The sequence below is a fragment of the Chryseobacterium sp. OV279 genome, from assembly GCF_900128945.1.
Taxonomy (GTDB): Bacteria; Bacteroidota; Bacteroidia; order Flavobacteriales; family Weeksellaceae; genus Chryseobacterium.
Map to the genome: position 1 here is coordinate 412,940 of NZ_FQUD01000002.1, position 24,527 is coordinate 437,466.

Sequence of the window (24,527 nt, forward strand, 5' to 3'; positions counted from 1 at the left end):
ATTTGAAATAATTTCATTAAAATCCCCATGACGGGGATAGTAGAAATATAAAGTATTGTGTTTTTTTATAAGTCCTATTTCTGTATTAAATGTAGGGCATTCAAAATGAATACTATCACAAAAAATCATTTATTTTCAGTGAGTTATGGCTTTGAAGCGTCGTAGAACAGAATGCAGATGATTCTTTTTAAACCGACATTTCTAGAGAATGATGAAAAAAATAAGGGTATTATTTGAATTAATGCACCATCCATGCTACTATTCAAAGTAGAGGATCTATGGGGATTCGGTGAAAAAGTAGTAGAGTAGGTCTAGATTCCGCCCATCACATACATATTCTCCATGGTAGGAACTGCGCTGCCACCCTCTTTTTCAAGGGTAATAGCGAATGCCTGGGCCTTCGGAATATTTGCGAGCGCTATTTTGCTGTCTTTCTCTTCGGTGTACATTCCTGCACTTACAGGTTTGCCATCTGCGATCGCCCACAGCTGATACTGCATCCCTTCAGGAGCTTTCGGCAGGCTTTCGGCGTTGAGATAGACTTGTTTCGTCTTTTTGTCCCAGAAAACCATGGCTTTGGAGTCCGTATGCTTTTCTACGCCTTTCAGCATAACCATCTGCATATCAGGATTGGAAACCATATTCATTTTCTGATTCATTTTTTGCATAGCGAGATCCTGAGTTTTTTTCTCGGTCTGCATTTTAGCTATTTCTGCTCTGGTTTCAGACTGACTGTTCATCCAGAAAAGATTTCCTGCCGCACTGACCAGAAATAGGACTGAGGCGGCCACTGCATATGTTTTCCAGCTGCTTGTACCCTGAGGCTTAATGTCCTGTTGAGGTGCAATATTCTCTTGAGGTCTCACAGTTGGAATATCTCTAATAACCGCAGGCTGTACTTCTTCCGTAGTCGTAGTCTGTTCCTGCTGGATCTTATTCCATATCTTAGATTTTAAATCGGCTGGCGGTGCCACGGCCTGGCTTGTCGCCAAATCTTCCAAAGTTTGCTGCGCTTCTTCAAAAGCCGCTTTTACTTCAGCATTGTTTTTCATCACACACTCCAAAATCCCTGCTTCCTCAGGAGAAGCAAGACCTAGAATATAAGATTCTATAATTCCGGATGATATGTATTCTTTAGTGTTCAATTTATTGATAATCTTTTAACAAATCCTTTAATTTCATCAGCGCGTTCCGCATTTTGGTTTTCACCGTTCCAAGGGGTATCTTCAGCTTTTCCGATATCTCGTTCTGAGTATAACCCTGGTAGTATGCCAGGTCGATAAGTTCTTGTTTATCAACCTCCAGCCCTTTCAGTACATTATTAAATCCAATAAAATCGGATGAATTGTTAGACGTTGAAAGTTCTGCAGAATTATATACGAAATCTGGAAGCGGTTGGTTTTTTAGTTCGTTTTGGAAACCTTTTGATTTTAAATAATCTATCGCCGTATTTCGGGCAATATTGATCATCCACGTGTAGAATTTGCCTTTTGATGAATCATACTGATGGATGGCATTCCAGATCTTAACGAAAACATCCTGAATAATCTCTTCAGTATATTCTTTAGACTGAACAATTCGGAGAACCACCCCATACAGTGCTCCTGCATAGTGGTCGTACAAATAGTGAAAGCCGGACTCGTTTTTTTCTTTCAATAAAACGATAAGCTCTTCTTCCGAATAGGTTGTTTTAATAGCGTATGATTTTCCTTCCAAATGTAATAAAATAAAAGATATAATAAACAACATCCGAAAAAACTTTTGCATCGTAAATGATTTTAAGTAATCGTTTAAAATTATCGAATATGAAAAGTGTAATCGTAAAAACAGCTCTCGTCTTCTTTTTGGCAGTCACTGCAGAAAGAAGTTTTGCCCAGTCCGGTAATTTTAAAGCAAAGAATCCTTACTACTCCCGTACGGTGACCACTCCTTTGAAAGTGAGCAATGCAGAATGGAAGAAGATTCTGAAGCCGGAACTGTATCAGGTGGCCAGAGAAGGAGATACGGAAACGGCCTTCACCGGAAAATATTATGAATTCGATGAAAAAGGAACGTATTTCTGTGCAGTATGTGGAAATCCTCTGTTTTTTTCTACTTCAAAATTTGCGACAACCTGCGGCTGGCCTTCCTTTTATGAGCCGCTACGTAAGAATAGTGTGGTCTACAGAAAAGATACTTCCCATGATATGACAAGAACTGAAGTATTGTGCGGAAGATGTGATGCCCACCTCGGACATATTTTTGATGACGGCCCGAATCCTACCGGTAAAAGATTTTGTATGAATTCTGTCTGCCTCGATTTCGTCCCGGATTCTAAAAAGAAATAAAGGATTTTGAAATTTTTAATAAAAAATCAAATTTTTTAAATCCAAAACAAAAACCACCTCGTAAATGATTCTAAGAACACAACTTAAATAGATATTAACTTAAAAAATCAACAAAATGAACACAAGCTCAAAAATCGCAGTTTTAGGAATGGTCGCTTTATCATTCGCTTTCAGTGGGAAGGTAACTGCACAAACGATGAAAGAAAAAACAGTTATGGTAGGTGGTGCGCCGATGTATCCATCTAAAAATATCATTGAAAACGCTGTAAACTCTAAAGATCACAAGACTTTGGTAGCAGCGGTAAAAGCAGCAGGTCTGGTAGAGACATTGCAGGGAGCGGGACCTTTCACGGTACTGGCCCCTACAGATGCAGCCTTCGCTAAACTTCCGAAAGGAACGGTGGAAACTCTGGTAAAACCGGAAAACAAAGAAATGCTTACCAAAATCTTAACATATCATGTGCTTGCAGGGAAATACAGTGCTAAAGACATCTGGGCAGCTGTGAAAGCCGGAAATGGTAAAAGTATGATGAAAACGGTAGAAGGTGAAGGATTGACGTTCTGGACAAAAGGAAAAGACCTTTATGTACAGGATGCAAAAGGAAATAGTGCAAAAGTGACGATCGCTGATGTAAATCAGTCAAACGGTGTGATCCACGTGATTGATACGGTGTTGATGCCGTAATGTTTTAGTTTTCAAACAGCATAATTTATTATGCTGTTTTTTTCTCCTCTTTTGAGAATTTAATAACACTCAAACCTATAATATTATGAAAAAAACTATTAATGTTTCTAACCAGGGAGCTACTCTGGATACAGGCAGAAGAAACTTTTTGAAACTGGGCGGTATAGGACTGGCTATGGCAGGACTTACACTGATCGGTTGTGATGATGATAATGATTTCGGAATGATGGACAACGGGCAGGTTTTCGACCTGGGTACCGGAGATGTTGGTGTTCTGAATTACGCCTATGTACTGGAACAGCTGGAAGCTGATTTTTATACCAAAGTAGTTAACAATTTTTACTCCGGAATTTCAAGTGTTGAAAAAGACCTTTTTACAGATCTTTACCATCATGAAGTAATTCACCGCGATTTCTTTAAAGCGGCTATCAGTGGGGTAACTGCGAATGTTTTACCTACGCTTCAGTTCCAGTATGCGAATGTGAATTTTAACGACAGAAATTCTGTTCTGGCCACAGCAAAAGCTTTGGAAGATACAGGAGTGGCAGCATACAACGGGGCAGGAAAATATATTACCAACCCGGCGTATCTGGTGATTGCCGGAAAGATCGTTTCTGTAGAGGCAAGACATGCTTCCGCGATCAGGAATATTATTAATCCCGGATCTGCGGATTTCTCAGGTGATGATGTGATTGATGCCAATGGACTTGACCTTGCCAAAGAACCTAAAGATATCGTCATGGCGGCAGGAGGATTTATAAAAACTCCTTTCACATGGAAAGAAAGAGGAATCAGCTAATTATTCATTTTCAAAATCTACTATTATGAACATTCTTAAATTACTAGATAAGCTTTCTAACGATAAATTTTTTACCACAGAAGCTACAAGATTAGAAACAATTACCAATATGTCAACATTTGGTAAAAAGGCAGCAGTAGCCTCCATTCCACTAGGATTGGGAGCATTAATATCTACTCCTGCTAAAGCGGAAACTACAGATCAGTCAACATCCGCGACTTTTTTCAAAAGTGCCTTGACGGATGCCTTACAGCTGGCATTGGTTCTGGAATATCTTGAAAATGAATATTACGCCATAGGTCTGGGAGCGGCCGGATTGATTCCCAATTCAGACCGACCTGTTTTTATGCAGATCTCAAAACATGAATCAGCACACGTAGGTTTTCTTAAAAGTACCCTGACTTCTCTTGGAGAAGCTCCAAAACCAAAACCTACTTTTGATTTTACGGCTGGCGGAAATTTTACGCCTTTCACAGATTATAACCAATTCCTGGTTCTGGCTCAGGCTTTTGAAGACACCGGAGTTCGTGCGTATAAAGGACAGGCTGGAAATGTAATGTCTAATAAAGCTGTATTGCAGGCAGCACTTCAGATCCATTCTGTGGAGGCAAGACATGCTTCACAGGTGAGAAGAATGCGTGCCAATAAAGGTTGGATAGAACTGGCCAACGGAGGAAATATGCCTGCTGCTACAAACGCTGTGTACGCAGGAGAAGATAACACAAATCAGGCAGGATTCAATACAGCCACAGCTTTCGGAGCGGCGGCGGGATCTGCAGCTTATGATGAAGTTCTTACAACAAGCGAGGCGCAGACTATTGCAGGTCTGTTCATTGTGGTCTGATACAATTTTTATTATTTAGGTGAGAGTCCTATCCTTAGAAAATATCTGGGGATGGGATTTTTTTTGGCTTACATCTGTCAAAACAAAACCTGAAGCAAAAGATTTTTCAAAACTCTCGCGACTGGTGAGAGAAATTCTGATTCAATCTTAAAACTTGGGGAGTAAAATAAAAAATAAATATAATCAAACCTTATAGGTTTTTAAAACCTATAAGGTTTAGCTACCTAAAATAATAGTATGCTCTTCGAAACAGCATACTATTAGCGATGTCACACTGAGCGAAGTCGAAGTGTGAGATATTAAAACTACGGATGCTTTTACAAAGTCGAGGCCCTATACACCAGCACTGCATCCATTAAAACCGTCCTGCTTGGTGCAGACTTATCTTTTATTTTCTCAAGTATCAGTTCTGCGGCGGTTTCTCCCATCTTTATCAAAGGCTGCTGAACGCTCGTCAGCTGCGGATAGACAATCGTAGATAATTCCGTTCCTGAAAAACTGGCTACAGCGACATCCCCGGGTATTTTAATATTGTTTTCAAGGAGAAAATTCATCGCTCCTATGGCTAAAGTATCACTGAATGCGAAAATACTGTCAAACTCTGTCTTTTTATGGAGCAACTGTTTCACAGCTTCTTTCCCGTAATCAAAGCTCATTCCTTCCGTGCTAATGATCAGATCTTCATCGAAAATATTGTGTTTGGTCATAATGCGCTTATACCCGTTGGCTCTTTCCACAGCGTTCCGGATGGTTTGCGGGCCCATGATGTGGGCGATTCTCTTTCTTCCGGTTTTAATCAGATATTCTACCATTAAGGAGGAATTAATGTAATCATCCACGACCACTTTCGATACGTCTAAAGATTTACCGGGAATTCTGTCAAAAAAGACCAAAGGAGTTCCCTGATCTATAATTTGCTGATATAGATCATTATTATAGGTCTCATGACATAAATTAATGATGATCCCGTCTACATTGAATCCTTCCAGGAGCTGCAGGTTTTTTCTTTCAATAAGTGGATTTTCATCAGATTGGGTAATGACAAGCCTGTACCCGAGAGGATACAATACATTCTGAATTCCTTCAAGAACCTTTGCCGAAAATGGAGTAATCATCTCCGGAACCACCACACCTATCGTTTTGGATTGTCCGGATTTTAAATTCAAAGCCGTAAGATTAGGTTTATATCCCAATTGATCCGCAGCATCCAGTACCCGTTTTCTGGTTTCATAGCTTACATTTTTATCATTAAGCAGCGCCCGGGAGATGGTGGAGGTCGATAATGACAAAAATTTTGAAAGATCTTTAATGGTTGTACGTTTCATCAGCCCATGTTTTTTGCTAAAATTAATAAAAAAATAAGCAATTGGGAACGTTCCCTGAGTTTCGGGAACGTTCCCAGTGTAAATTTTATAAAAAAAACTAATGATGAACTGATTGTTAATATAGTTTTAACACATTGACTAACGTATTAATAATCCTTTGCATATGAATACCATTTCTTATCATTATGATGCCGAAAAAATCACTACAGGAATTCTGCACATCGGTGTCGGAAATTTCCACCGGGCGCATCAGCAGTTTTACACCAATGCCATACTGGAATCCGAAGACCAGAAGCAGTGGGGAATCTGTGGAGTCTGTCTGCTCCCTTCCGACGAAAATATTGTTCGTAATTTAAGAGCTCAGAATCTTGAATATTCCCTCACTGTCTGCGGAAGAAACGGAACCGATGAGGTGTATAAGATAGGATCATTGCGGGAACTGATCTGGGGTATTGAAGATCCGGAAGCCGTGATCAACAAAATTGCCGATCCTTCTATCAGAATAATCACATTAACCATCACTGAAGGCGGATACAATCTGGATAAAGAAACAGGAGCATTTATTTTGAACGATGAGAAAATCCAGCATGATTTAAAAAATCCGGGAACTCCTTCAACCGTCTTCGGATTTGTGGCTGAAGGGCTTCGTCGTAGAAAACTGAAGAATAGCGGAGGCATTACCATTCTTTCATGTGATAATCTTCAGCACAATGGGAATACAGCCAAAAGAGCTTTTACAACATTCATAGAAGCTCAGGATAAAGAACTGGCAGAATGGATGAAAACTCATGTTTCATTTCCAAACAGCATGGTAGACCGCATTACGCCTGCCGTATCTCCTGAGGATGTGGAAAGACTAAACAAAAAAAGCGGCATTGAAGATCTGGCCCCTGTTTATTGCGAAGATTTTATACAATGGGTGATTGAAGATAACTTTATTTCAGGAAGACCTACCTGGGAAAGGGCTGGAGTAGAATTTACAGATGACGTGACTGCTTTTGAAAACATGAAACTGAGCCTACTTAATGCGTCACATACTTTATTGTCTTACCCTTCTTTTCTGATGGGCTACCGCAAGGTGGATCAGGCCATGGAAGATCAAGATGTGGTAAGATTTGTTCGCAACTTTATGGATACGGATATTACACCTTTAGTTCCCGCTCCTAAAAACACGGATCTCGAAGACTATAAAAAAACACTGATCGAAAGATTTGCCAACCACAGCGTCAGTGATCAGGTAAGCAGACTGTGTTTCGATGGGGTTTCAAAATTCCCGGTGTACATCATTCCTAATCTGATTATTATGATTAAAGCAGGTATGGATCTGACTCGTGTAGCTTTTCTTACCGCTTCCTACAGACATTATCTCAAATACAGAACAGACGACCACGGACATTCTTATGAAATAGGAGAGCCCTGGCTGACTGCTGAAGATCAGAAGCTGATTGATGATGAAAATACTCTTGCTTTCCTTGAACTATCTGCTTTTAAAGGCGCCGATTTAAAAGGTTCAGTCAAATTTGTGGAACTGTACACGGAGTTTGCCAACCAGATTAAAAACAAAGGAACCGGTCCGGTTTTAAAATCAATCATAAAATAATTGACCATGATTATAAATTCTGATATCCAGCCTTCAGGATCAAAGGCGAATAACCCGATCCTGCCATTCGTTATCATCACATTCATCTACTTCATCGTAGGGTTTCTGACCACTGTTAACGAGCAGCTGCAAGCTCCTTTGAAATTCACGTTTCTGAGCCAGGCCGGAGGGCTTAAAAATACGTTCACCACGCTGATTTCATTCTTCTTTTTTCTAGGTTATCTGCTGAATGGAACTTTAGGAAGTAAGTGGGTGAATGCTTTCGGGTATAAAAACACAATTCTCCGCGGACTTTTCTTTATGATCTCAGGATTGTTTATGTACCTGTGTTCATCATGGTTCGGGTATCAGTATCCGGATCTGAAATTCAGTATCAAAGATGCGGTGATTCCTTTTGGGTTTGTGATTTTTGTGATTGGGTCTTACTTAATGGGAACTGCAGCAGCGGTCATTCAGGTGGTTGTCAATCCCTATGCAGCTTCTTATGAATTAAAAGGAACCCAGCCGGTACAGCGCTTGAATATTTTAACGGCTATCAATTCCATAGGAACGACTTCTGCACCGTTTTTCGTTACGGTCATCATGTTCAGCGGAATTTCAATTGAGAAGATAGAAATCAAACAATTGCTGTTGCCACTTGCCATACTTATTCTGTGCATCCTGATTATTATCGTGATCACGAAAAGACTTCATCTTCCCGATATTGCCCATACGAGAGCGGTAGCAGGAGAGAAGCTGGAAAGAAGCATTTGGTCTTTCAGACATTTTGTACTTGGTGTTATGGCGATTTTCTTTTATGTAGGAACGGAAGTGGCCATTGGAGCAAATATCAATTTATATGCTTTTGAGCTTATGGATTCCGGACACCCGATCACTTTCTTTGGAAAAACAGACATCATCATCGGCGGGATGGATCTTGGAATTCATGCTTTATTATCAACATTATACTGGGGCGGATTTCTTGTAGGCAGAGCGGTATCAAGCTTTTTGAGCAGTATTTCAGCCAGAACACAGCTGGCGGTAACAACGGTTTTAGCAACAATACTTGCCCTGGTTTCAATGATTACACAGAATCTGTGGTTTCTCGTAGCAATCGGTCTTCTGCATTCTTCCATGTGGAGCTGCATTTATTCCCTATCTATAAAAGGTTTGAATAAATATACTTCAAAAGCTTCAGGAATTTTTATTTCTGCGGTATTTGGAGGAGCAGTTTTCACCCTTGTACAGGGAGGTTTAGCGGATATTCTCGGCTCATGGAGATGGACGTGGTCCCTTACGGTGATCTGTGAATTATTAATGCTGGCTTATGCGCTGTTCGGCTCGCGTATCCGTGAGAAAGATCTTATTATCTAACTGATTTTTATTAAAAAACACAATATGCTTAAATATAATCTGTTAATCTTTTTCTCGGCAGTCATAGGAAATATATCATTGAATGCCCAGGAGCTGCATTCTGCCTTGCAGCTTAGGAACAGTCACTTGTGGAGAGGGCTTGAAGTATCTGCCGGAGCTATTTATACCGGGGATATACATCTGGATTTTAAAAATTTCTACGGAGGTTTTTGGGCAGGGGGTAATTTTGATGGTTCTTACAAGGAATTTAATCATTACATCGGGTATAAAAACAAAAAACTGGTTTTAGAACTTTGGGATATTTATAATTTCTCTCCCGGCGCCACCTATAACAATAAGGAGTATTTTAATTATTCTGCCCGCGAGACCGGCCGTTTCTGGGATTTCAGGTCCTATTATACCATGAGTGAGCAGTTTCCCTTAGTGCTCAGTTGGAATACGGTAGTTTTTGGGAGAGACCGGAACAGCATTAATACAGAAAACAAATATTCAACTTTCGTTTCGGGAGAATATCCTGTGTACAAAAAAGAAAGTCTGGAAGTAAGGGCAAGGGTAGGCTACAGCTTTGCGCTGAACAACAGCAACGGAGAGAAGAACAATTTCTTTGCAAAAGATGCAGGATTCAATGAGATAAGCCTTATCCTTTCAAAGAGTTTTACCATTGAAGGCTATAAAATTCCCGTTGGAATATGGGCGATGTGGAATCCGGTGAATAACAATGCGTTTCTTCAGTTCTCCGTTCAAGCGTATTCATTTTAGTAGTAAAACCTGAGTTTGGGATAGGAAATTTGAGAGAGTTATGAGTTTCAGGAGATGTTTTGGTTGCTGGTTGCTGGTTTATGAGTTGCTGGTTGGCAGTAAGTAAGGTAAGAAATTATTGTCTGAAATCTTTCCAGCATTCGCCATTCACGGTTGAGAGCGTTGAAATATTATGAATCTTCTCCGTCATCAATTGACCATTCACTTGCGAAGCAAAATTCACCATTGACATTTTTCTCCCATTTAAAAGTCTAATGTCTCATATCTGAAATCTGAAAAGATGTATTATTCCGAACTCATGTTAATAAATATAAACAGATAAGGAAGTGAAATTTTCATAAAAAAATCATCATTCACAGTCCATTTTGTTTATCCGAATAGAATTTTTAGTAATTTACTGATAGATAACGGAACGTATGGATCCGTATGTCTGAAATACAATTTAATTAATCATGCAAGAAAAAAAATATAAAGCAGTCTGCTTTGGAGAGGTTCTTTGGGATATTTTTCCGGGTGAACAGAGACGGATTGGCGGAGCGCCGTTCAATGTGGCATATCATCTTTTTAAAATGGGCCTTGATGTTGAGGTGATAAGCAGTGTTGGCGATGATGAACTTGGTCATGAGCTGCTGCAGAAAATTAAAAACTGGAAGATTCCTACGGATCATATTCAGGTTACAAAAGAATATCCCACAAGTACAGTAATTGCGTCTGTAGATGAAAATAATGATGCTCACTATGACATTGTAGAGAACGTGGCCTGGGATTTTATTGAAACGACTCAGGAAAATCAAAAAGTTCTCAGTACAGCTGATGCATTGGTTTTCGGAACACTAGCTGCCCGGAATGAAAAGTCAAAAAGCACTTTGTTTCAGCTGCTGGAAGTGAGTTCGTATAATGTTTTTGATATCAATTTGAGAGAACCTTATTATGACATCAGGATTATTAATGAATTACTGCACAAGACACACTTAGCCAAATTTAATAAAGCTGAACTCCGTATGGTCCTTGATTTTTTCAAGAAAGAATATAAGGATGAAAAAGACAGCATCAGATACCTGCAGGATCAGTTTGGAATCCGGGAAATCATTGTATCTAAAGGAAGTAAAGGTGCGCTTTATGCTCACGATGACCAATTTTATCTCTACCCAACCATTCCTGTTGAGGTTAAAGATACCGTCGGTAGCGGGGATTCATTTTTAGCCGGATTTTTATCAAAAAGACTGCAAAAAGAAGCTTCAGCTCATGAGATTATGTCTCAGGCTGTGTCATTGGGTGCTTTCATTACGTCGCAGGAAGGAGCGTGTCCGGAGTATACACAGGAAGATTTCCTTAAATTTAAAGGAATGAATGAATTGTCAGCTTTGAGTTTTTAAATAAATAACCTGAGTTTGGAATAAAATATTTTTTTTAATGATAATAAGAAAGGCTAAAACTACTTGAAAATGAGTAGTTCTGATATCCACGCACCATGTCAAGGTTCAAAACCTTGACATGGTTAAACAAAATAAAAACCTCTGAAATCCAAAGATTTCAGAGGTTTTTTGTGTCCGAAACTGTAACAATATGAAATTTACAATCATAACACGTGAAATTCAACGTGATCATGAATGTTTTTAAATGGATATAGAAAAAATCAAAAAAATAAATAGACAAAGTTGTCTATTTATTGCATAACTTTGAAAAATGAAACAAAGAGGACAGGTCGTCATCGACAAAATATTAGATACTGCGGATCACCTTTTTTATAAACAGGGTTACAGCAATACAGGGATTAATCAGATCATTGAAGAGGCAGATATTGCCAAAGCATCTTTATACAAACACTTTGAAACAAAAACGGATCTCTTGATTGCTTACGTTCAGCGAACGCATGAGCTTTGGTTTACCAGACTGGAAGCTACCATAAACAAAGTTGAAGATCCCAAAGAAAAACTACTGGCTATTTTTGATCATCATACGCAACGGCAGGAAATCAGAAAGTTTGGAGGTTGTCCTTTTATTAAAGTTAATGACGAAGCAGGAACAGATGACCCCCGTTTTTTGGCAGAAATACAGGCAACGAAAATTCACAGTAAAGAATTTATCAAAATGTTGGTTGAAAATTCCGGGCATAAAAAAATATTGTCGGATGAAGAATTGGCGGAAACCATTTATGTCATGCTGGAAGGCTCAATCGTGACGGCTTCTGTTTTCAAAAGGGCTGACGAAATACAATCGGCAAAGAAAATCATTGAAAAACTCATCTGAGATGAAAGAAATAAAAAATAAATGGCTGGAGCTGATCATCGTATTGTCAGCGCCTTTGCTTTCAGTCATTGATGTATTTATCATCAATGTGGCCATTCCGACCATCAAAAAAGGAGTTCATGCCACAGATGGTGAAATGCAGCTTGTCATTGCAGGATATCTTCTGGGCTATGCCGCTTTTTTGATAACGGGAGGCAGGGCAGGAGACCATTTCGGAAGAAAGAAGGTTTTCTTTTGGGGAATGTTTGCTTTTACGGTGGCTTCCTGTCTGTGCGGTTTGTCACAAACGTCTTTACAGCTTAATGTTACTAGGCTTTTCCAGGGATTGAGTGCTTCATTTATGGTTCCGCAGACCATCGCATTTATCCAGGTTTTGTTTACGGATACAAAAGAACGAGCAAAAGCATTTGGTTGGTACGGAATCACCCTTGGTACGGCGGCAGTGATCGGACAGGTATTGGGTGGTTATTTATCAGATACCCATTGGTTTATAGAAGGATGGAGACTGGTTTTCTTTATCAATTTGCCGATAGGAATTATAACGCTTTGGGCCACACATCGATATGTAACAGAAACGGTAAAACATCAAAGTACAAAATTTGATTACACAGGAATCTTAATTTTAACGTTAGCTTTGTTTTCTCTCATTTATCCTTTGATTCAGGGGCGGGAGGCGGGCTGGCCGTTGTGGAGTTTCGGACTGATTATTTTGTCTGTTTTACTTTTCGCATTTTTCATTTATAATCAAAAAATTAAGCTTTCTAAAAATGGAAACCCACTCATTGACGTCCGGCTATTTAAGATAAAAGATTTTAATATCGGACTGGTTGCCGTATGGTTTCATTTTATGCTGCATACCGCTTATCTTTTGCTGAGCGCAGTCTATCTTCAAAACGGATTGGGTGTTTCGGCACTGGATTCGGGACTTTACTTTATCATTCCCGGAATTTTATTCATCATATCTTCCGTGATGGCTTCACGGCTCATCGTAACATTCGGAAAAAGAGTATTGCAGGTGGGTGTAGTCATTTTAGTGATTGCATTTTATCTTCAAATGACGCTTTGGAAACCCGGAATCAGTACCTGGGCCATTATCGGATTAATGGGAGTCTGGGGATTCGGAAACGGACTTGTTCTTCCTTCGTTATTAAATATTGCATTAAAAAACGTACCTTCTCAGTATGCAGGTGCAGCGGCGGGAATTTATTCCACTTTTCAGCAGACTGCTTCAGCACTGGGTGTGAGCATTATTGGTGGCGTATTTTTCTATTTTTCGAAAGATGGCTGGCAGACGGCTTATCACTTTGGAATTATTTGTTTAATCATATGCGTTATAATAGTGGGGTTAATGCTGCAATTACTTCCGGGTATGAAAGCAACCACCGAAATCTTACAAGAAATACCAGAACAAAATGGAAAACCGGAAACCGTTGATCTATAAAGATGTTCCTTCGTCAGTGGGAGTAATCAGAGTGATCTCATCTGATACAGGACTTGTGGCCATTATCTGGGAAGGTGAAGATTACAAAAGGACAAAGCTTTCCGAACCGGTAAGAGATGATGAGCATCCGCTGCTTTTACAGGCTGAACAGCAGCTCAACGAATATTTTCAAAATAAAAGAACGGCATTCGATATTCCGCTTGATTTCAGAGGAACAGAATTTCAGATTAGAGTTTGGGAAGCTTTATTGAAAATCCCTTACGGCATCACAAAAACATATGGTGAGTTGGCAAAAATCTTGGGTGATAGTAAAGCGGTCCGTGCTGTGGGCGGGGCTTTAAACAAAAATCCTATTTCCATCATTGTGCCTTGTCACAGAGTGGTAGGAGCATCCGGGAAATTGGTTGGTTTTGCTGGCGGTTTGGATAATAAATCGATTCTTCTTGATCTTGAACAGGGTTTCACGATGCCGAAATTATTCTGAATGATAATATAAACCATGATGAAAAATAAAAATATCAATGTTTCTGTAAAAGCCGAAACATTCAGCCTTGAAAATTTTCAGGAATTGTGTGATCATCTGGCGAGTCAGGATGCTGATTTAAAATTAATTCTGGAAAATCATGGGTATCCTCCGATGTGGACGCGTGCCAATACTTTTGAAAGCCTTGTTCATATTATTCTGGAACAACAGGTTTCTTTAGCATCAGCTTTGGCCGCATTAAATAAACTAAAAGAAAAAATTACAGAAATTGTTCCCGAAAATATTCTTAGATTGAGCGATGAAGAAATGAGAGAATGTTATGTAAGCCGTCAGAAAAATATTTACATTAAAGGATTGGCCAATGCTATTGTGAAAGGAGAAATTGACCTTGAAGAACTTTCGACAATGTCAAATGATGAAGCCCGGGAAACTTTGGTGAATCTAAAAGGAATTGGCAATTGGACGGTAGATGTATATCTGATGTTCACCCTTCAGCGAACAGATATTTTTCCAATCGGAGATCTGGCTGCTGTGAATGCTGTCAAACGGTTAAAACAGCTTCCAAAAACTACTGCTAAAGAAGAAATTCTGGAGATCAGCGAAAAATGGAAACCCTTCCGTTCCATAGCTTCGATGATGCTTTGGCATTATTATCTTTCCAATCTAAAAACTAAATAAACGAACATTTATTCTATGGAAGCCAAAGAATTACTCAGAGAACATTTTCTTAAGACCATCAGCCTGACCGATGAAGAATTTGATTATGTTTTCTCCCATTTTAAACCCATTTCATTTAAAAAAAATCAAGCCATCATATCTCCGGGAGATGAGGTAGACCATGAATATTTTGTCATCAACGGATGCCTGAAATCATATTATCTGAATGATGATTTAAAAATGTTCATTCTTCAGTTTGCCATGAAGACCTGGTGGGCTTCTGATTATAATGCTTTGTTTAATCAGGGGAAAGCAACCACTACAGTAGATTGTATAACCGATGTTGATGTGCTCTGCCTGAGCAGTGGAGACAGAGAAAAGCTATGTGATGAGCTGCATCAGATAGAACGTTTTTTCCGGTGGAGAAGCAACAAAGGATATGTTGCAGCCCATAAAAGGCTACTCTCATTGATGAACAATGATGCCAAAAGCCGTTACGAAGAACTGATGAAGCTCTATCCGGAATTGTATAATATGGTTCCCAAACAGTTGATTGCAGCTTATCTTGGCGTATCAAGAGAAACCCTGAGCAGATTTCGCTGATTGTAATAAACAAAAAAGGCATCAACTACTACAGTTGATGCCTTTTTTAGTACCTAAGACCGAAGAAATACCGAAAGATTGGTTATACGATTCAGAAAGAATTTCTCAAATTTAAATAGTTTCATAATCTATTTTTAAGGTTTGTGTTTTAAAAAAGGTAAATACTAAGCTTGACCATTATACTTAATAACCCATTTGTAAAGGGTTGTTTTGGGTATTTTATAGGTTTCAATTACCTCTTTTTTTGACATTTTCCCATCCCTGATTTTCCCTAAAATGAATAATATTATTTCTGTAGTATAAACATTTTTCCGGAAAACGGGAAGGTCTTTATTTTTTACTGTTTTGTAATTTGTATTGGCAGGGGGAGAAAATAAAATGAGATGCTGGCTATAAATCCGAAAGAAATCATACTCTAATAATTTACTCCATTTCAATAATAATTCTGTGGAAAGATGTTGCTGCAGATACATCTCTTTAATATGATCAATAGATATATTGAAAAATGATGAAATCCGTGAATCGCTTATTTCACTTTTGTCAATTTGGTTTTTGATCAAAGAACCAATATGTATATTTTTAAAGTCCATGGCTCAGATTAATAATTCTTTGTTTCACATATACCGTTGAAGAAAATAATACATTTAATGTGGTACTATTTTGTAAAACATCATTGGCATCAAGCGATACCACAGAAACAGCATTAGAAAACTGCGGGCTCGATACCATGGTACGAACTCTCATTCCACCATTTACATCTAACGTTTTTGTCGGAGTAGTTGTACTAATGCCTACCTGAGATGCTAATTTAATACTTGATAGTACTAACAGAGTTAAGGTAATTTTTTTCATCTGATTTTTCTTAGGTGTATGTGTTTTTTATATCCAATATTTTTTCTTCCAGAGAGCAATTGTATTTCTACTCAGTTTAAAATACTTTGCTAATTGTGAGTTATTGAGTTCCTTTTCTTTTTGATATCGTAATATTTCAAGAATGCTTTCTTTGTCATAGGATTTATGTTTCTGGCTGGAATTTTCAAATGCTTTGTTGGGGAAAAGCATATTGTTGAGTTGAATCACATCCAGACAGTTCCACTTCTTTTTATTTAAGAAGCTTTGATATTCTATCTGTTTAAAAGGGTATTTTTCTAAGATTAAATCAGTATAAATCTTCTTATAATCAGCTTGCATATGAAATATTTTTTTTCGGTATGATGAAGAAATCAGAGTTATTAGTTTTCAGTTTATAGAGGTAATTGTGTTTTTAAGGAAGATAAATTGTATCTGCAAATATATTGTACTAAGGCATGCCAAAAAATGACAGATATCTATCATTTTTCAATCATTTTTTTTTGTAGATTAGTTGTATAATTCACTATTTGATATCTTAAAAAAAAACATGGATCATGAAAAAAATACCTCCGATTACTAAAGAATACTTTTTAGATTCTTTAGGACCACGCAACAGAACACAAGTAAAATATTATAGTTTTTTTGAAAATAAAATTAACAGTATAAAGGATCATGCGATAGGGCTTCATATCTGGATTCTTTTTAATCTTGTTGAACGAAAAGTAGAGATCGTAAGCGAAAATGTTGAGCAGTTTACACCATTTAAAAAAGCTGACTGGATTCACAATATGGAAGATGGATTTTTCATCAATTTATTTCATCCCGATGACAGAATGTATTTATTGTCAGCATTTCAACTTGCTGAAGAGATGCGATTGCAACTGGACAACTCCAGAAAAGGAACAGTAAAATTTAATTTTTACGGAAGAATGATGGATATGAATCATGAGTACCGTTTGGTAATGATAAAATCTATTGGCGAATATATTAATACTCAGAATGATGTAGAAGCTTCTTTAACAGCTGTTTTTGATATATCACATTATAAAATTCCTAACCTTCCTTTACTTTCCGTTATAGACTATAGCAAAGAAGAAACGCAGTACTATAAATATATTGAAAGAGATATTAAAAACGTTGACATTGAGGTACCCAAAATTGCAAAAAGGGAAAAAGAAATTTTAAATTTAATGTGTGAAGGCTATAACACTCCGCAGATTGCTTTTGAGCTTTCCATTTCCTATCATACTGTAGAAAATCATAAGCGAAACCTTAGAAAAAAAACTAATACAAAGACGTCATCAGAACTTATCGCCTTTGTCATGATTCATAATTTAATTTAGAACGGAATTGTTGACAAAAAAAATCTCAAATAAACAGTTTTTTCGTTCCTGTTTCTTTATCCAAAATACGATCATAAAAAACATCAGCTTTAATTCTAAAGCTGATGTAAAAATAATGATATAAAAAGACTGAATTGAATTTTGATGCAGAAGTATCAGGAAGAACAAAAAAGCATCCTAACCTTGTTATTAAAATATTGATCTTCCGCTGAGTATTACTGATTTAAAAAACCTCAATCAATTGTGATATATATGTTATTCCTCCTACCTCTATCAGGTTTACTTCATACCGATACACTTTTTTAGTCACTCCGTCATATATCCTTATTACATTAAGTTCATTGATAGAGCCAATATTGGTGCTTCCAGCAATCTGTCTAAAAAAATTGTCTGCTGTACCATTACCTGGATTTGAATAATATCCACTAGAAGTCCACCCCTCAATATCAAAAACACTGTAATTTCTGGTACCAGTCCCGGTGTAGCGGATATGAATATATTCACTTCTTGGATCTCCCGAAGATTTTCTTACTACCTGAAATTCAAAATCTCCCGCATTAAGAATTGACCTATCTGTTATTGGCCGTATAGGAGATTTGTAGGTAATACTCCCTTGGTTTTCATTGATAATGGTCTGCCCATCTTTATTCCAGATGGGAGAAATAGGTGTTCCGATATTAGAATATAGGCCCGACTCCATATTTACATTACCAGTATGAAATACAGTAAGTCCTGTAGCCGGATTAGGAATTGTAACTCCGTCGTTCTTATCAACAAGAATTGTCCGTGGTGGTAAAAAGCCTCTTTTCTCGGACTTTATTTCCATTAAGGCAGAAATGTCAGGAACTGTTGTTCCTACTCCTACCTGTCCGTCTGCTGTTACTACAACATCATTCATTTGTTCTATAGCCGAAGGCTGTTCCACAGGATGATTATCTTTAGCTCCATCTACATGGAAAATACCCTGAGGGTTAGCTGTGCTAATTCCTATTTGGCTATATGCAATACCGTTTATTACAAAAAGAAGAATTGTTGAATATATTTTTATCTTTTTCATTTTTTCGATGTTTTTTTAGTTCCTATATCTCTAGAATTTTATAAGATTTAATAAGTTTCTACAATTTGAGAAATATAAGTCTGGCCTCCTTTTACAATAAGATTGACCTCATAGCGGTATACTTTTTTAGAAACATTATCATATATTCTCACAATATTAAGTTCGTTGTTACTTAATGTTGTTGTTCCTGCCATTAGTGAAAATGTACTTGAAGCAACCCCCATGTCATCTGCTACACTGTATCCGCTACCTGTCCAGTATTCATTTGTAAATACTAAGTAGGTTTTACTGGTGCTGGTTCCTGTGTAACGGATATAAATTTTCTTATCTGTATTTAAAACCCTAAATTCAAATTCACCCACATTAATAATTGGGTTGTTTGTCAATGGCTGTAATGGAGATTTATAGACAAACTTCCCTTGGTTTTCATTGATAATTGTTTGGCCCCCCTTACTCCAGCTAGGAGAAATAGAAGTGCCTAAATTATAATAGAGTCCGGCTTCAAGATTTGAATTGCCTTTATGGTAAACTGTTAATCCGGTTGCAGGAAGGGGGATAGTAGTTGCATCCGATACATTAATTAAAGTTAAACGGGGTGGCAAAAATCCCTTTTGAGTAGATTTTATTTCCAATTTGGATGAGGAGTCTACTTTAACGATGCCAATACCCATGCTGCCTGTTGCTGTAGTAACAACATCATTGGCTTGTTGATCTGCAGTGGGAGGATCCAGTGCCAGATTGTCCTTTCTTCCGTCAATATGAAAAGCAGCCTGAGGATTTGACGTATTTATACCTATTTGTGCGTATGAAAACTGTGCGACAAGTAATGCCTTACACAGTAATATAATTTTATATTTGTCCATTATTTATTTTGGGGTATTTATAGTTTTGAGGAAATTACTCTAATACACTTCTACAAGTTGGGATACGTGGGTATTTCCTGATATAACAAGCAGATTGGTCTCATATCGATATACTTTTTTAGAAATTGTATCATATATTCTTATGATATTGATTTCATTATTGGATCCTATATCTGTAGATCCACTAATTATTCTAAAAGTATTGTCAGCTCTCCCAGTTCCAGCGGTCGTATATCTGCCATTACTGTTCCACCCTTCTATAATAAAAGCATTATAATCACGTGTACCGCTACCTGTATATTGAATAGCGGCATATTCATTTCCTCCGGATCGCAATATCTGAAACTGAAATTCTCCTGCATTCAGAATAGGTCTGTTATTCAGAGGCTGTATAGGAGATTTATAAGTAATGCTACCCTCTGTTTCCGTGATAATAGTACCGCCACTCTTGTTCCAATTGGGCACAGAAGGTGTACCAATATTGTAATAAAGTCCTGGTTCAAGATTTATATTACCATTATTATAGACAACGAGTCCTGTAGCCGGATTGGGTATTGTAATAGCATCTGATGAACTGGTAAGGGTGACCCTTGGTGGTAAAAAACCTTTGTTTGAAGATTTGATTTCCAGTGCAGAGGAAACATCAGGTATGACGGTTCCGATTCCTATACTCCCCGTAGATGTAATAACAGCATCATTGGCTTCGGATATCGAAGGAAGAGGTAATATCTCTGGATTATCTTTTGCTCCATCAATATGAAAGGAAGCTAGCGGGCTTTTTGTATTTATACCTACCTGGCTATACACCACGCTACCGGATATGGTGAATAATATCACCAAAGTAATTTTAATTTTTTTCATAAGTGTGTTTTTATATTATATATACTTTGTGTTTTTAAATAAGTCTATTAGCAGAAGCTTTAGTGTTTGAATTTTAGTAATTTAAATGCGTAAATGAGTACCTTTTCCAGATTGGAATATTTCTTCCTGGTCCCGAGTTTAGATTAATTATGAACTCCTCCTTTTTGGGGGTCAAATTTTTCGAGCAGAATGTGGATCTGATGCTTATTACCATTCGTACTGTCAGTATACCCCCAAAAGGTAACCCTATAAAGTGAACCATTATCTCCCAATACCCTGAATACAGATATACTTGTTTCTATGTTATTATTAACGTTAGGATTATCCCAGCCCAACAATCGGTCGTTATCAATATTGAGGTAACCGCCATCGGCTGCAAATACAGATGGCATATTCCAATTAAATGTCCCGCTGATATCTGCTTTAGTCAGACCAAACAGGTTTTTACCCGTTGCATTTGTATTGATAATAAGAGGACGGTATGTATCTCCAGCCTTGAATACAATATCGACTCTTATACCATCAATCATTGGTAGCTCGGTTAGCTGGCTAGGGTCATTAGTTCTCAGCCAGTTAGAAAGCAGGCTTTGATCCGTGTTATTTATTATACCAGACTGTGCGCTAAAGCTTCCGCTGTTGTAAGAAATACTAGAGGGCAGAGCATAATGAAACTGCTTAAAATAGGTTAAGCCAGGCGTAGCATTGCTGCCTCCTATACATTCCCAAATAGGTGCGGTTGGGGTACCGTTATTGCTCATCAGGCATTTCAGTTCGCTGTCATATACAATCAATCCTTGGGCTGGAGATGAAATTGCCGCTCGCTGTATGGTAGTCATAGCACTTAATAAAGTCCCTTTAGCATTGTTGTTGAGATCAATAGGTGATACTGTTAGATTGGCAGAAGGATCAGGGTTTTGTGTATTAATACCTACCTGAGAGTATGCACTAGAAGAAATAATAACTCCTATTATAATAATATTTTTTATCATCCTATTTTTGATTGTGTTTTTGTTAAGAAAAAGTTTTTATTGATGATGGACTCGATTTATAATCAAAATCAAATATTGAAATTCAATTTCTATTTTCTAAGAGTAAATATGTTGCAAATGTAAATTATAATACAAAGTAAAAAAATGACAGATATCTGTCATTTTTTTACTTTGTATCAACCCTAAATATCATTCACAACTATAAATTAGAATGAGTTTTTTAAAATTATATTAAATAAGAGAGTAGAGCCGAAAAAAAAGATTTTGTATTCTAGATCATACAGATTTGATAACACGTACAATAATGCCTTAATAACGCTTAACTTGTTACAAAAATTAGCATTCTTTTTTCTATGAAATGACAGAAGATATTGGAGCAGGTGGGAGATTTATGTTTATCTCAATTTTTCAATTGTTTGATAATCAAATATAAATAAAATAAAATGACACTAACTTTATTTAGTTAGTGTCATTATTAAGTACCCAGTACCAGAATCGAACTGGTACATCTTTCGATACTAGAGTTTGAGTCTAGCGCGTCTACCAATTCCGCCAACTGGGCTTGATGTTTGTTTTAAATTGGTGTGCAAATATATAAACTTTTTTCAATGTTCAAAAGCTTTTTGAGAGAAAAATTTTAAAATTCTATCTCCAAACCGTCGTACGCCAGATGCATTCCTTCCGGAAGATCCTTATCTTCAATATCATGCAGTCCCAGATGGTGGCTGATGTGGGTTAAAAATAATTTTTTAGGCTTAAGTTCTTTAAACAGGGCGATGACGTCAGGAAGGATAAAATGGGCAGGATGCGGATCAAATTTTCTGATGCAGTTTAAAACCAGCACATCCAGATTCTGTAATTTTTCTTTTTCAATATCTGAAATAAAATTGGCATCGGTGATGTATGCAAGATTTTTAAACTTGTACCCGAAAACCGTAATTTCATAGTGGATCACTTCAATAGGTGTGATCTCCGTATCCAGAACATGGAACGGCTTATTTTCAATTTCGTGAAGATCGAAGGCCGGAGCTCCCGGATATCTCACATCAGCAAAAGCATAAGGAAAACGCTTCTTCACCTCATGTCCAACCCTTTCATAGCAATAAAGAGGCATATTTTTTCCGCTTTTAAAAATCAGCGGACGCATATCATCAAGCCCGATCACATGGTCATTGTGTTCGTGGGTGAGAAGTGCAATGTCTACGTTATGTTCATGATTAAGGAGCATTTGCTCTCTGAAATCCGGTCCGCAATCGATCAGTATTTTTCTGCTTTCCTCTGTAGTAATCATTACTGAGGAGCGGAAACGTCTGTCTTTGGGATTTTCGGAAGTACATACTTCACATGTACAGCCTATAACGGGCACACCCTGGGAAGTACCGGTTCCTAAAAATTTCAACTTCATTTTCTTTTGAGGTTGGTTTAATTTTGGTAAATTTACGAAAAATTTTACGTCCTAATGTATCAGAAACTAACTCCTAAACAAAAAGCATTAACAATTAATCTAGATCCTACTATTTATGGTACTTTCGCAGAAATTGGAGCAGGGCAGGAGACTGTTCGTCACTTTTTTAGAGCAGGAGGGGCTTCCGGTACAATTGCTAAGGCGATGTCTGCTTACGACAAAGATTTTAGTGATGCCATTTACGGAAAAGAAGCGAAAAACAGGTATGTTACCCAAAACCGACTCCGTAAAATGCTCCGGTATGAAGTAGCGCTGATCGAAGAAAGGATTTCAAGGGAAAACAATCCGAACAGAAAATTTTTCTCTTATGCAAACACGGTAACGACGATTAATTTCGACAAAACACTCAAAGGCCACGGCTGGGTAGGAATCCGTTTCCAGACCAAAGAAAACGAAGATTACAACGAGATCGTGATCCACGTAAAATTTAATGAAAATGATGCCACCTTACAGCAGGAAACTTTAGGAAACCTTGGGGTAAATCTTATCTTCGGAGCTTTCAACTACTACGACAATCCACGAAACTTAATCGAATCTTTATACGACGACATTGCCAAAGACGGTCTTGAAATTGACATGATCGATTTCAGCGGACCTGCTTTTGACTATGTTGACAACCGACTGATGTCACTTCAGCTTGTAAAGCATGGAATGACGGATGCCGTGATCTTCAATTCTCAGGGGAGCAATATGCTTCCTGCCGATGTGTTGTACAAGAAGAATATTTTCGCGGTAAGAGGAAGTTTCAGACCCGTAACGAAGGTGAATATCGATATGCTTAAAAACGGCCTCGAGATGTTCCAGAAAGATGCGATCTGTACTCATGAAGAAACAGAAGTTCTGATTGAGATCACCATTTCAAACCTTAGGGCGGATGGAGATATTGATGAAAGAGACTTTATGGACAGGGTAGATATCCTCGGAAAACTGGGATATACCGTTATTATTTCAAACTTCTCGGAATACTACAGGCTGATTGATTATTTTGCATCGTACACCAGCGGAGATATCGGCGTAGCCATGGGAGTGAATAACCTTCTGATGGTATTCGATGAAAAGTATTATAAAGATCTTTCAGGAGGAATCCTGGAAGCGTTCGGAAAGTTCTTCAGAAACGGGATGAGGGTATATCTTTATCCTTACAAAGATCCTGAAACACATGAATTACTGGATTCTTCAAACCTTAAAGTGGAAGAAAACCTAAAAGAGCTTTACAAATATTTCAAACACAACAACCGTATTGTCGATATCACCAATCACAATCCTGAGTACCTTGGAATTTATTCAAGAGAGATCTTAAGAAAAATCGCATGCTGCGTCACAGGCTGGGAAAACCAGGTTCCGGAAGGCGTTGCAGAAATGATAAAAGAACGTGGAATGTTCGGCTATAAAGAAGAACTTTCCTTCAAACAATTCTCCTAAAACATAAAATAATATGTCAGAAATAAAGAAAAGACTTTCCTCTATTCTTGAAAGTCCAAAACATAATACAGAAGAAAAGCTTCAGAAAGTATGTCACCTGCTGGATCAGGAAATTTCTTACTTCAACTGGACAGGATTCTACTTTAAGAACGGAGATAAAGATGAGTTGAAATTAGGCCCTTACGTGGGAGCACCTACAGATCACACCATCATCCCTTATGGAAAAGGAATTTGCGGACAGGTTGCCGTTTCCAATGAGACATTCGTAGTGCCGGACGTTCATCAGGAAAGCAACTACCTGAGCTGTTCTATTGATACTAAAGCTGAGATTGTAGTTCCTATCTTCAAAGACGGTCAGAATATCGGTCAGATTGATATTGATTCTCATACTGTGGATCCGTTCACAGCTGAAGACCGTGAACTTCTGGAATGGCTTTGTAATGAAGTTTCCAAGATTTTGTAACTGAAATTTCAATAGAAATATAAAAAATATGAGCCCCGATTTAAAGTCGGGGCTTTTTTTATGCAAACTGGTGGCTGAGGCACTC

General features: G+C 37.8%; 27 protein-coding genes and 1 tRNA gene. 16 read left to right on the forward strand and 12 right to left on the reverse strand.

Annotated elements, in window-relative coordinates; genetic code table 11:
* Nucleotides 1-311 precede the first annotated feature (311 nt).
* Together BUA72_RS09795 and BUA72_RS09800 are read right to left on the reverse strand one after the other, a co-directional pair.
* The gene (locus BUA72_RS09795; RefSeq protein WP_072922780.1) at nt 312-1,145 is read right to left on the reverse strand and encodes an anti-sigma factor; all 834 of its coding nucleotides are present in this window, start codon (nt 1,143-1,145) and stop codon (nt 312-314) included.
* A 1-nt stretch (nt 1,146) separates the two neighbouring features.
* Nucleotides 1,147-1,749, reverse strand: a complete 603-nt coding sequence (locus BUA72_RS09800; protein WP_228407859.1) for an RNA polymerase sigma factor — start codon at nt 1,747-1,749, stop codon at nt 1,147-1,149.
* A gap of 56 nt (nt 1,750-1,805) precedes the next feature.
* On the opposite strand from BUA72_RS09800, the gene msrB reads away from it, so the two are divergent.
* The 4 genes from msrB to BUA72_RS09820 all read left to right on the forward strand — a co-directional run bounded on the left by msrB (nt 1,806) and on the right by BUA72_RS09820 (nt 4,655).
* Nucleotides 1,806-2,327 carry a peptide-methionine (R)-S-oxide reductase MsrB gene (msrB, locus tag BUA72_RS09805; RefSeq protein WP_072922781.1) on the forward strand — a complete coding sequence of 174 codons (522 nt, stop codon included), beginning with the start codon at nt 1,806-1,808 and terminating at the stop codon, nt 2,325-2,327.
* Between the two features lie 115 nt (nt 2,328-2,442).
* A complete protein-coding gene (locus BUA72_RS09810) occupies nt 2,443-3,012 on the forward strand; it encodes a fasciclin domain-containing protein (RefSeq protein WP_034730815.1) in 570 nt (189 codons plus the stop codon).
* A gap of 85 nt (nt 3,013-3,097) precedes the next feature.
* Nucleotides 3,098-3,811, forward strand: a complete 714-nt coding sequence (locus BUA72_RS09815) for a ferritin-like domain-containing protein (RefSeq protein ID WP_072922782.1) — start codon at nt 3,098-3,100, stop codon at nt 3,809-3,811.
* Nucleotides 3,812-3,836: 25 nt separating this feature from the next.
* Nucleotides 3,837-4,655, forward strand: a complete 819-nt coding sequence (locus BUA72_RS09820) for a ferritin-like domain-containing protein (RefSeq protein ID WP_072922783.1) — start codon at nt 3,837-3,839, stop codon at nt 4,653-4,655.
* A 317-nt stretch (nt 4,656-4,972) separates the two neighbouring features.
* Here BUA72_RS09820 and BUA72_RS09825 read toward each other — a convergent pair whose 3' ends face one another.
* Nucleotides 4,973-5,980, reverse strand: a complete 1,008-nt coding sequence (locus BUA72_RS09825; RefSeq protein WP_072922784.1) for a LacI family DNA-binding transcriptional regulator — start codon at nt 5,978-5,980, stop codon at nt 4,973-4,975.
* Between the two features lie 163 nt (nt 5,981-6,143).
* Between BUA72_RS09825 and BUA72_RS09830 the strand changes: the two genes are divergently transcribed.
* From BUA72_RS09830 to BUA72_RS09870, 9 genes are all read left to right on the forward strand, one after another.
* Complete coding sequence (locus tag BUA72_RS09830) at nt 6,144-7,580, forward strand: mannitol dehydrogenase family protein (RefSeq protein WP_072922785.1); 1,437 nt, start codon at nt 6,144-6,146, stop codon at nt 7,578-7,580.
* 6 nt (nt 7,581-7,586) lie between these two features.
* A complete protein-coding gene (locus BUA72_RS09835) occupies nt 7,587-8,933 on the forward strand; it encodes an MFS transporter (protein WP_072922786.1) in 1,347 nt (448 codons plus the stop codon).
* Nucleotides 8,934-8,957: 24 nt separating this feature from the next.
* Nucleotides 8,958-9,692 carry a hypothetical protein gene (locus BUA72_RS09840; RefSeq protein ID WP_072922787.1) on the forward strand — a complete coding sequence of 245 codons (735 nt, stop codon included), beginning with the start codon at nt 8,958-8,960 and terminating at the stop codon, nt 9,690-9,692.
* Between the two features lie 452 nt (nt 9,693-10,144).
* The gene (locus BUA72_RS09845) at nt 10,145-11,068 is read left to right on the forward strand and encodes a carbohydrate kinase family protein (RefSeq protein WP_072922788.1); all 924 of its coding nucleotides are present in this window, start codon (nt 10,145-10,147) and stop codon (nt 11,066-11,068) included.
* A 310-nt stretch (nt 11,069-11,378) separates the two neighbouring features.
* Nucleotides 11,379-11,942 carry a TetR/AcrR family transcriptional regulator gene (locus BUA72_RS09850; protein WP_072922789.1) on the forward strand — a complete coding sequence of 188 codons (564 nt, stop codon included), beginning with the start codon at nt 11,379-11,381 and terminating at the stop codon, nt 11,940-11,942.
* A 1-nt stretch (nt 11,943) separates the two neighbouring features.
* Nucleotides 11,944-13,383, forward strand: coding sequence for an MFS transporter (locus BUA72_RS09855; protein WP_072922790.1), 1,440 nt, complete (start codon nt 11,944-11,946; stop codon nt 13,381-13,383).
* Complete coding sequence (locus BUA72_RS09860) at nt 13,355-13,867, forward strand: methylated-DNA--[protein]-cysteine S-methyltransferase (protein WP_072923154.1); 513 nt, start codon at nt 13,355-13,357, stop codon at nt 13,865-13,867. The genes BUA72_RS09855 and BUA72_RS09860 overlap by 29 nt, the downstream gene beginning before the upstream one ends.
* A gap of 15 nt (nt 13,868-13,882) precedes the next feature.
* A complete protein-coding gene (locus BUA72_RS09865) occupies nt 13,883-14,545 on the forward strand; it encodes a DNA-3-methyladenine glycosylase family protein (protein WP_072922791.1) in 663 nt (220 codons plus the stop codon).
* 15 nt (nt 14,546-14,560) lie between these two features.
* Nucleotides 14,561-15,127 (forward strand): Crp/Fnr family transcriptional regulator, encoded by a 567-nt coding sequence (locus BUA72_RS09870; RefSeq protein WP_072922792.1) that lies wholly within the window; start codon nt 14,561-14,563, stop codon nt 15,125-15,127.
* 164 nt (nt 15,128-15,291) lie between these two features.
* Here the strand turns inward: BUA72_RS09870 and BUA72_RS09875 are convergent, their stop codons facing one another.
* The 3 genes from BUA72_RS09875 to BUA72_RS09885 are packed head-to-tail and all read right to left on the reverse strand — an operon-like array spanning nt 15,292 to nt 16,318.
* Nucleotides 15,292-15,717: a transposase gene (locus tag BUA72_RS09875; RefSeq protein WP_072922793.1), complete on the reverse strand. Its 426-nt coding sequence runs from the start codon at nt 15,715-15,717 to the stop codon at nt 15,292-15,294.
* Nucleotides 15,707-15,979, reverse strand: coding sequence for a hypothetical protein (locus tag BUA72_RS09880; protein WP_072922794.1), 273 nt, complete (start codon nt 15,977-15,979; stop codon nt 15,707-15,709). Before BUA72_RS09880 ends, BUA72_RS09875 begins: the two co-directional genes overlap by 11 nt.
* 27 nt (nt 15,980-16,006) lie before the next feature.
* Nucleotides 16,007-16,318, reverse strand: coding sequence for a hypothetical protein (locus BUA72_RS09885; protein WP_072922795.1), 312 nt, complete (start codon nt 16,316-16,318; stop codon nt 16,007-16,009).
* Nucleotides 16,319-16,533: 215 nt separating this feature from the next.
* Here BUA72_RS09885 and BUA72_RS09890 point away from each other — a divergent pair, with 215 nt between their 5' ends.
* Nucleotides 16,534-17,322 carry a helix-turn-helix transcriptional regulator gene (locus tag BUA72_RS09890; protein ID WP_072922796.1) on the forward strand — a complete coding sequence of 263 codons (789 nt, stop codon included), beginning with the start codon at nt 16,534-16,536 and terminating at the stop codon, nt 17,320-17,322.
* Nucleotides 17,323-17,545: 223 nt separating this feature from the next.
* Here the strand turns inward: BUA72_RS09890 and BUA72_RS09895 are convergent, their stop codons facing one another.
* The 6 genes from BUA72_RS09895 to BUA72_RS09920 form a co-directional block, all read right to left on the reverse strand.
* A complete protein-coding gene (locus tag BUA72_RS09895; protein ID WP_072922797.1) occupies nt 17,546-18,379 on the reverse strand; it encodes a hypothetical protein in 834 nt (277 codons plus the stop codon).
* 47 nt (nt 18,380-18,426) lie between these two features.
* Nucleotides 18,427-19,242, reverse strand: a complete 816-nt coding sequence (locus BUA72_RS09900; protein ID WP_072922798.1) for a hypothetical protein — start codon at nt 19,240-19,242, stop codon at nt 18,427-18,429.
* A 39-nt stretch (nt 19,243-19,281) separates the two neighbouring features.
* Nucleotides 19,282-20,103 (reverse strand): hypothetical protein, encoded by an 822-nt coding sequence (locus BUA72_RS09905; protein WP_072922799.1) that lies wholly within the window; start codon nt 20,101-20,103, stop codon nt 19,282-19,284.
* Between the two features lie 143 nt (nt 20,104-20,246).
* Nucleotides 20,247-21,092, reverse strand: coding sequence for a hypothetical protein (locus BUA72_RS09910; RefSeq protein WP_072922800.1), 846 nt, complete (start codon nt 21,090-21,092; stop codon nt 20,247-20,249).
* Nucleotides 21,093-21,572: 480 nt separating this feature from the next.
* A tRNA-Leu gene (locus BUA72_RS09915) sits at nt 21,573-21,654 on the reverse strand.
* A gap of 75 nt (nt 21,655-21,729) precedes the next feature.
* Nucleotides 21,730-22,497, reverse strand: coding sequence for an MBL fold metallo-hydrolase (locus tag BUA72_RS09920; RefSeq protein WP_072922801.1), 768 nt, complete (start codon nt 22,495-22,497; stop codon nt 21,730-21,732).
* Nucleotides 22,498-22,551: 54 nt separating this feature from the next.
* Between BUA72_RS09920 and BUA72_RS09925 the strand changes: the two genes are divergently transcribed.
* Both BUA72_RS09925 and BUA72_RS09930 read left to right on the forward strand, forming a co-directional pair.
* A complete protein-coding gene (locus tag BUA72_RS09925) occupies nt 22,552-23,979 on the forward strand; it encodes a hypothetical protein (protein WP_034726724.1) in 1,428 nt (475 codons plus the stop codon).
* Nucleotides 23,980-23,992: 13 nt separating this feature from the next.
* On the forward strand, nt 23,993-24,442 hold the full coding sequence (locus BUA72_RS09930; protein WP_034726722.1) for a GAF domain-containing protein: 450 nt from the start codon (nt 23,993-23,995) through the stop codon (nt 24,440-24,442).
* Nucleotides 24,443-24,527: the final 85 nt, after the last annotated feature.

Bases quoted from the DNA above. Each gene is read 5' to 3' on its own strand.
- BUA72_RS09815 (WP_072922782.1), top strand. From the start codon at position 3,098: ATGAAAAAAACTATTAATGTTTCTAACCAGGGAGCTACTCTGGATACA.
- msrB (WP_072922781.1), top strand. From the start codon at position 1,806: ATGAAAAGTGTAATCGTAAAAACAGCTCTCGTCTTCTTTTTGGCAGTC.
- BUA72_RS09845 (WP_072922788.1), top strand. From the start codon at position 10,145: ATGCAAGAAAAAAAATATAAAGCAGTCTGCTTTGGAGAGGTTCTTTGG.
- BUA72_RS09860 (WP_072923154.1), top strand. From the start codon at position 13,355: ATGGAAAACCGGAAACCGTTGATCTATAAAGATGTTCCTTCGTCAGTG.
- BUA72_RS09825 (WP_072922784.1), bottom strand. From the start codon at position 5,980: ATGAAACGTACAACCATTAAAGATCTTTCAAAATTTTTGTCATTATCG.
- BUA72_RS09895 (WP_072922797.1), bottom strand. From the start codon at position 18,379: ATGAAAAAGATAAAAATATATTCAACAATTCTTCTTTTTGTAATAAAC.
- BUA72_RS09905 (WP_072922799.1), bottom strand. From the start codon at position 20,103: ATGAAAAAAATTAAAATTACTTTGGTGATATTATTCACCATATCCGGT.
- BUA72_RS09880 (WP_072922794.1), bottom strand. From the start codon at position 15,979: ATGAAAAAAATTACCTTAACTCTGTTAGTACTATCAAGTATTAAATTA.
- BUA72_RS09865 (WP_072922791.1), top strand. From the start codon at position 13,883: ATGATGAAAAATAAAAATATCAATGTTTCTGTAAAAGCCGAAACATTC.
- BUA72_RS09830 (WP_072922785.1), top strand. From the start codon at position 6,144: ATGAATACCATTTCTTATCATTATGATGCCGAAAAAATCACTACAGGA.
- BUA72_RS09810 (WP_034730815.1), top strand. From the start codon at position 2,443: ATGAACACAAGCTCAAAAATCGCAGTTTTAGGAATGGTCGCTTTATCA.
- BUA72_RS09840 (WP_072922787.1), top strand. From the start codon at position 8,958: ATGCTTAAATATAATCTGTTAATCTTTTTCTCGGCAGTCATAGGAAAT.
- BUA72_RS09920 (WP_072922801.1), bottom strand. From the start codon at position 22,497: ATGAAGTTGAAATTTTTAGGAACCGGTACTTCCCAGGGTGTGCCCGTT.
- BUA72_RS09900 (WP_072922798.1), bottom strand. From the start codon at position 19,242: ATGGACAAATATAAAATTATATTACTGTGTAAGGCATTACTTGTCGCA.
- BUA72_RS09930 (WP_034726722.1), top strand. From the start codon at position 23,993: ATGTCAGAAATAAAGAAAAGACTTTCCTCTATTCTTGAAAGTCCAAAA.
- BUA72_RS09855 (WP_072922790.1), top strand. From the start codon at position 11,944: ATGAAAGAAATAAAAAATAAATGGCTGGAGCTGATCATCGTATTGTCA.
- BUA72_RS09820 (WP_072922783.1), top strand. From the start codon at position 3,837: ATGAACATTCTTAAATTACTAGATAAGCTTTCTAACGATAAATTTTTT.
- BUA72_RS09850 (WP_072922789.1), top strand. From the start codon at position 11,379: ATGAAACAAAGAGGACAGGTCGTCATCGACAAAATATTAGATACTGCG.
- BUA72_RS09835 (WP_072922786.1), top strand. From the start codon at position 7,587: ATGATTATAAATTCTGATATCCAGCCTTCAGGATCAAAGGCGAATAAC.
- BUA72_RS09925 (WP_034726724.1), top strand. From the start codon at position 22,552: ATGTATCAGAAACTAACTCCTAAACAAAAAGCATTAACAATTAATCTA.
- BUA72_RS09870 (WP_072922792.1), top strand. From the start codon at position 14,561: ATGGAAGCCAAAGAATTACTCAGAGAACATTTTCTTAAGACCATCAGC.
- BUA72_RS09885 (WP_072922795.1), bottom strand. From the start codon at position 16,318: ATGCAAGCTGATTATAAGAAGATTTATACTGATTTAATCTTAGAAAAA.
- BUA72_RS09910 (WP_072922800.1), bottom strand. From the start codon at position 21,092: ATGATAAAAAATATTATTATAATAGGAGTTATTATTTCTTCTAGTGCA.
- BUA72_RS09875 (WP_072922793.1), bottom strand. From the start codon at position 15,717: ATGGACTTTAAAAATATACATATTGGTTCTTTGATCAAAAACCAAATT.
- BUA72_RS09890 (WP_072922796.1), top strand. From the start codon at position 16,534: ATGAAAAAAATACCTCCGATTACTAAAGAATACTTTTTAGATTCTTTA.
- BUA72_RS09800 (WP_228407859.1), bottom strand. From the start codon at position 1,749: ATGTTGTTTATTATATCTTTTATTTTATTACATTTGGAAGGAAAATCA.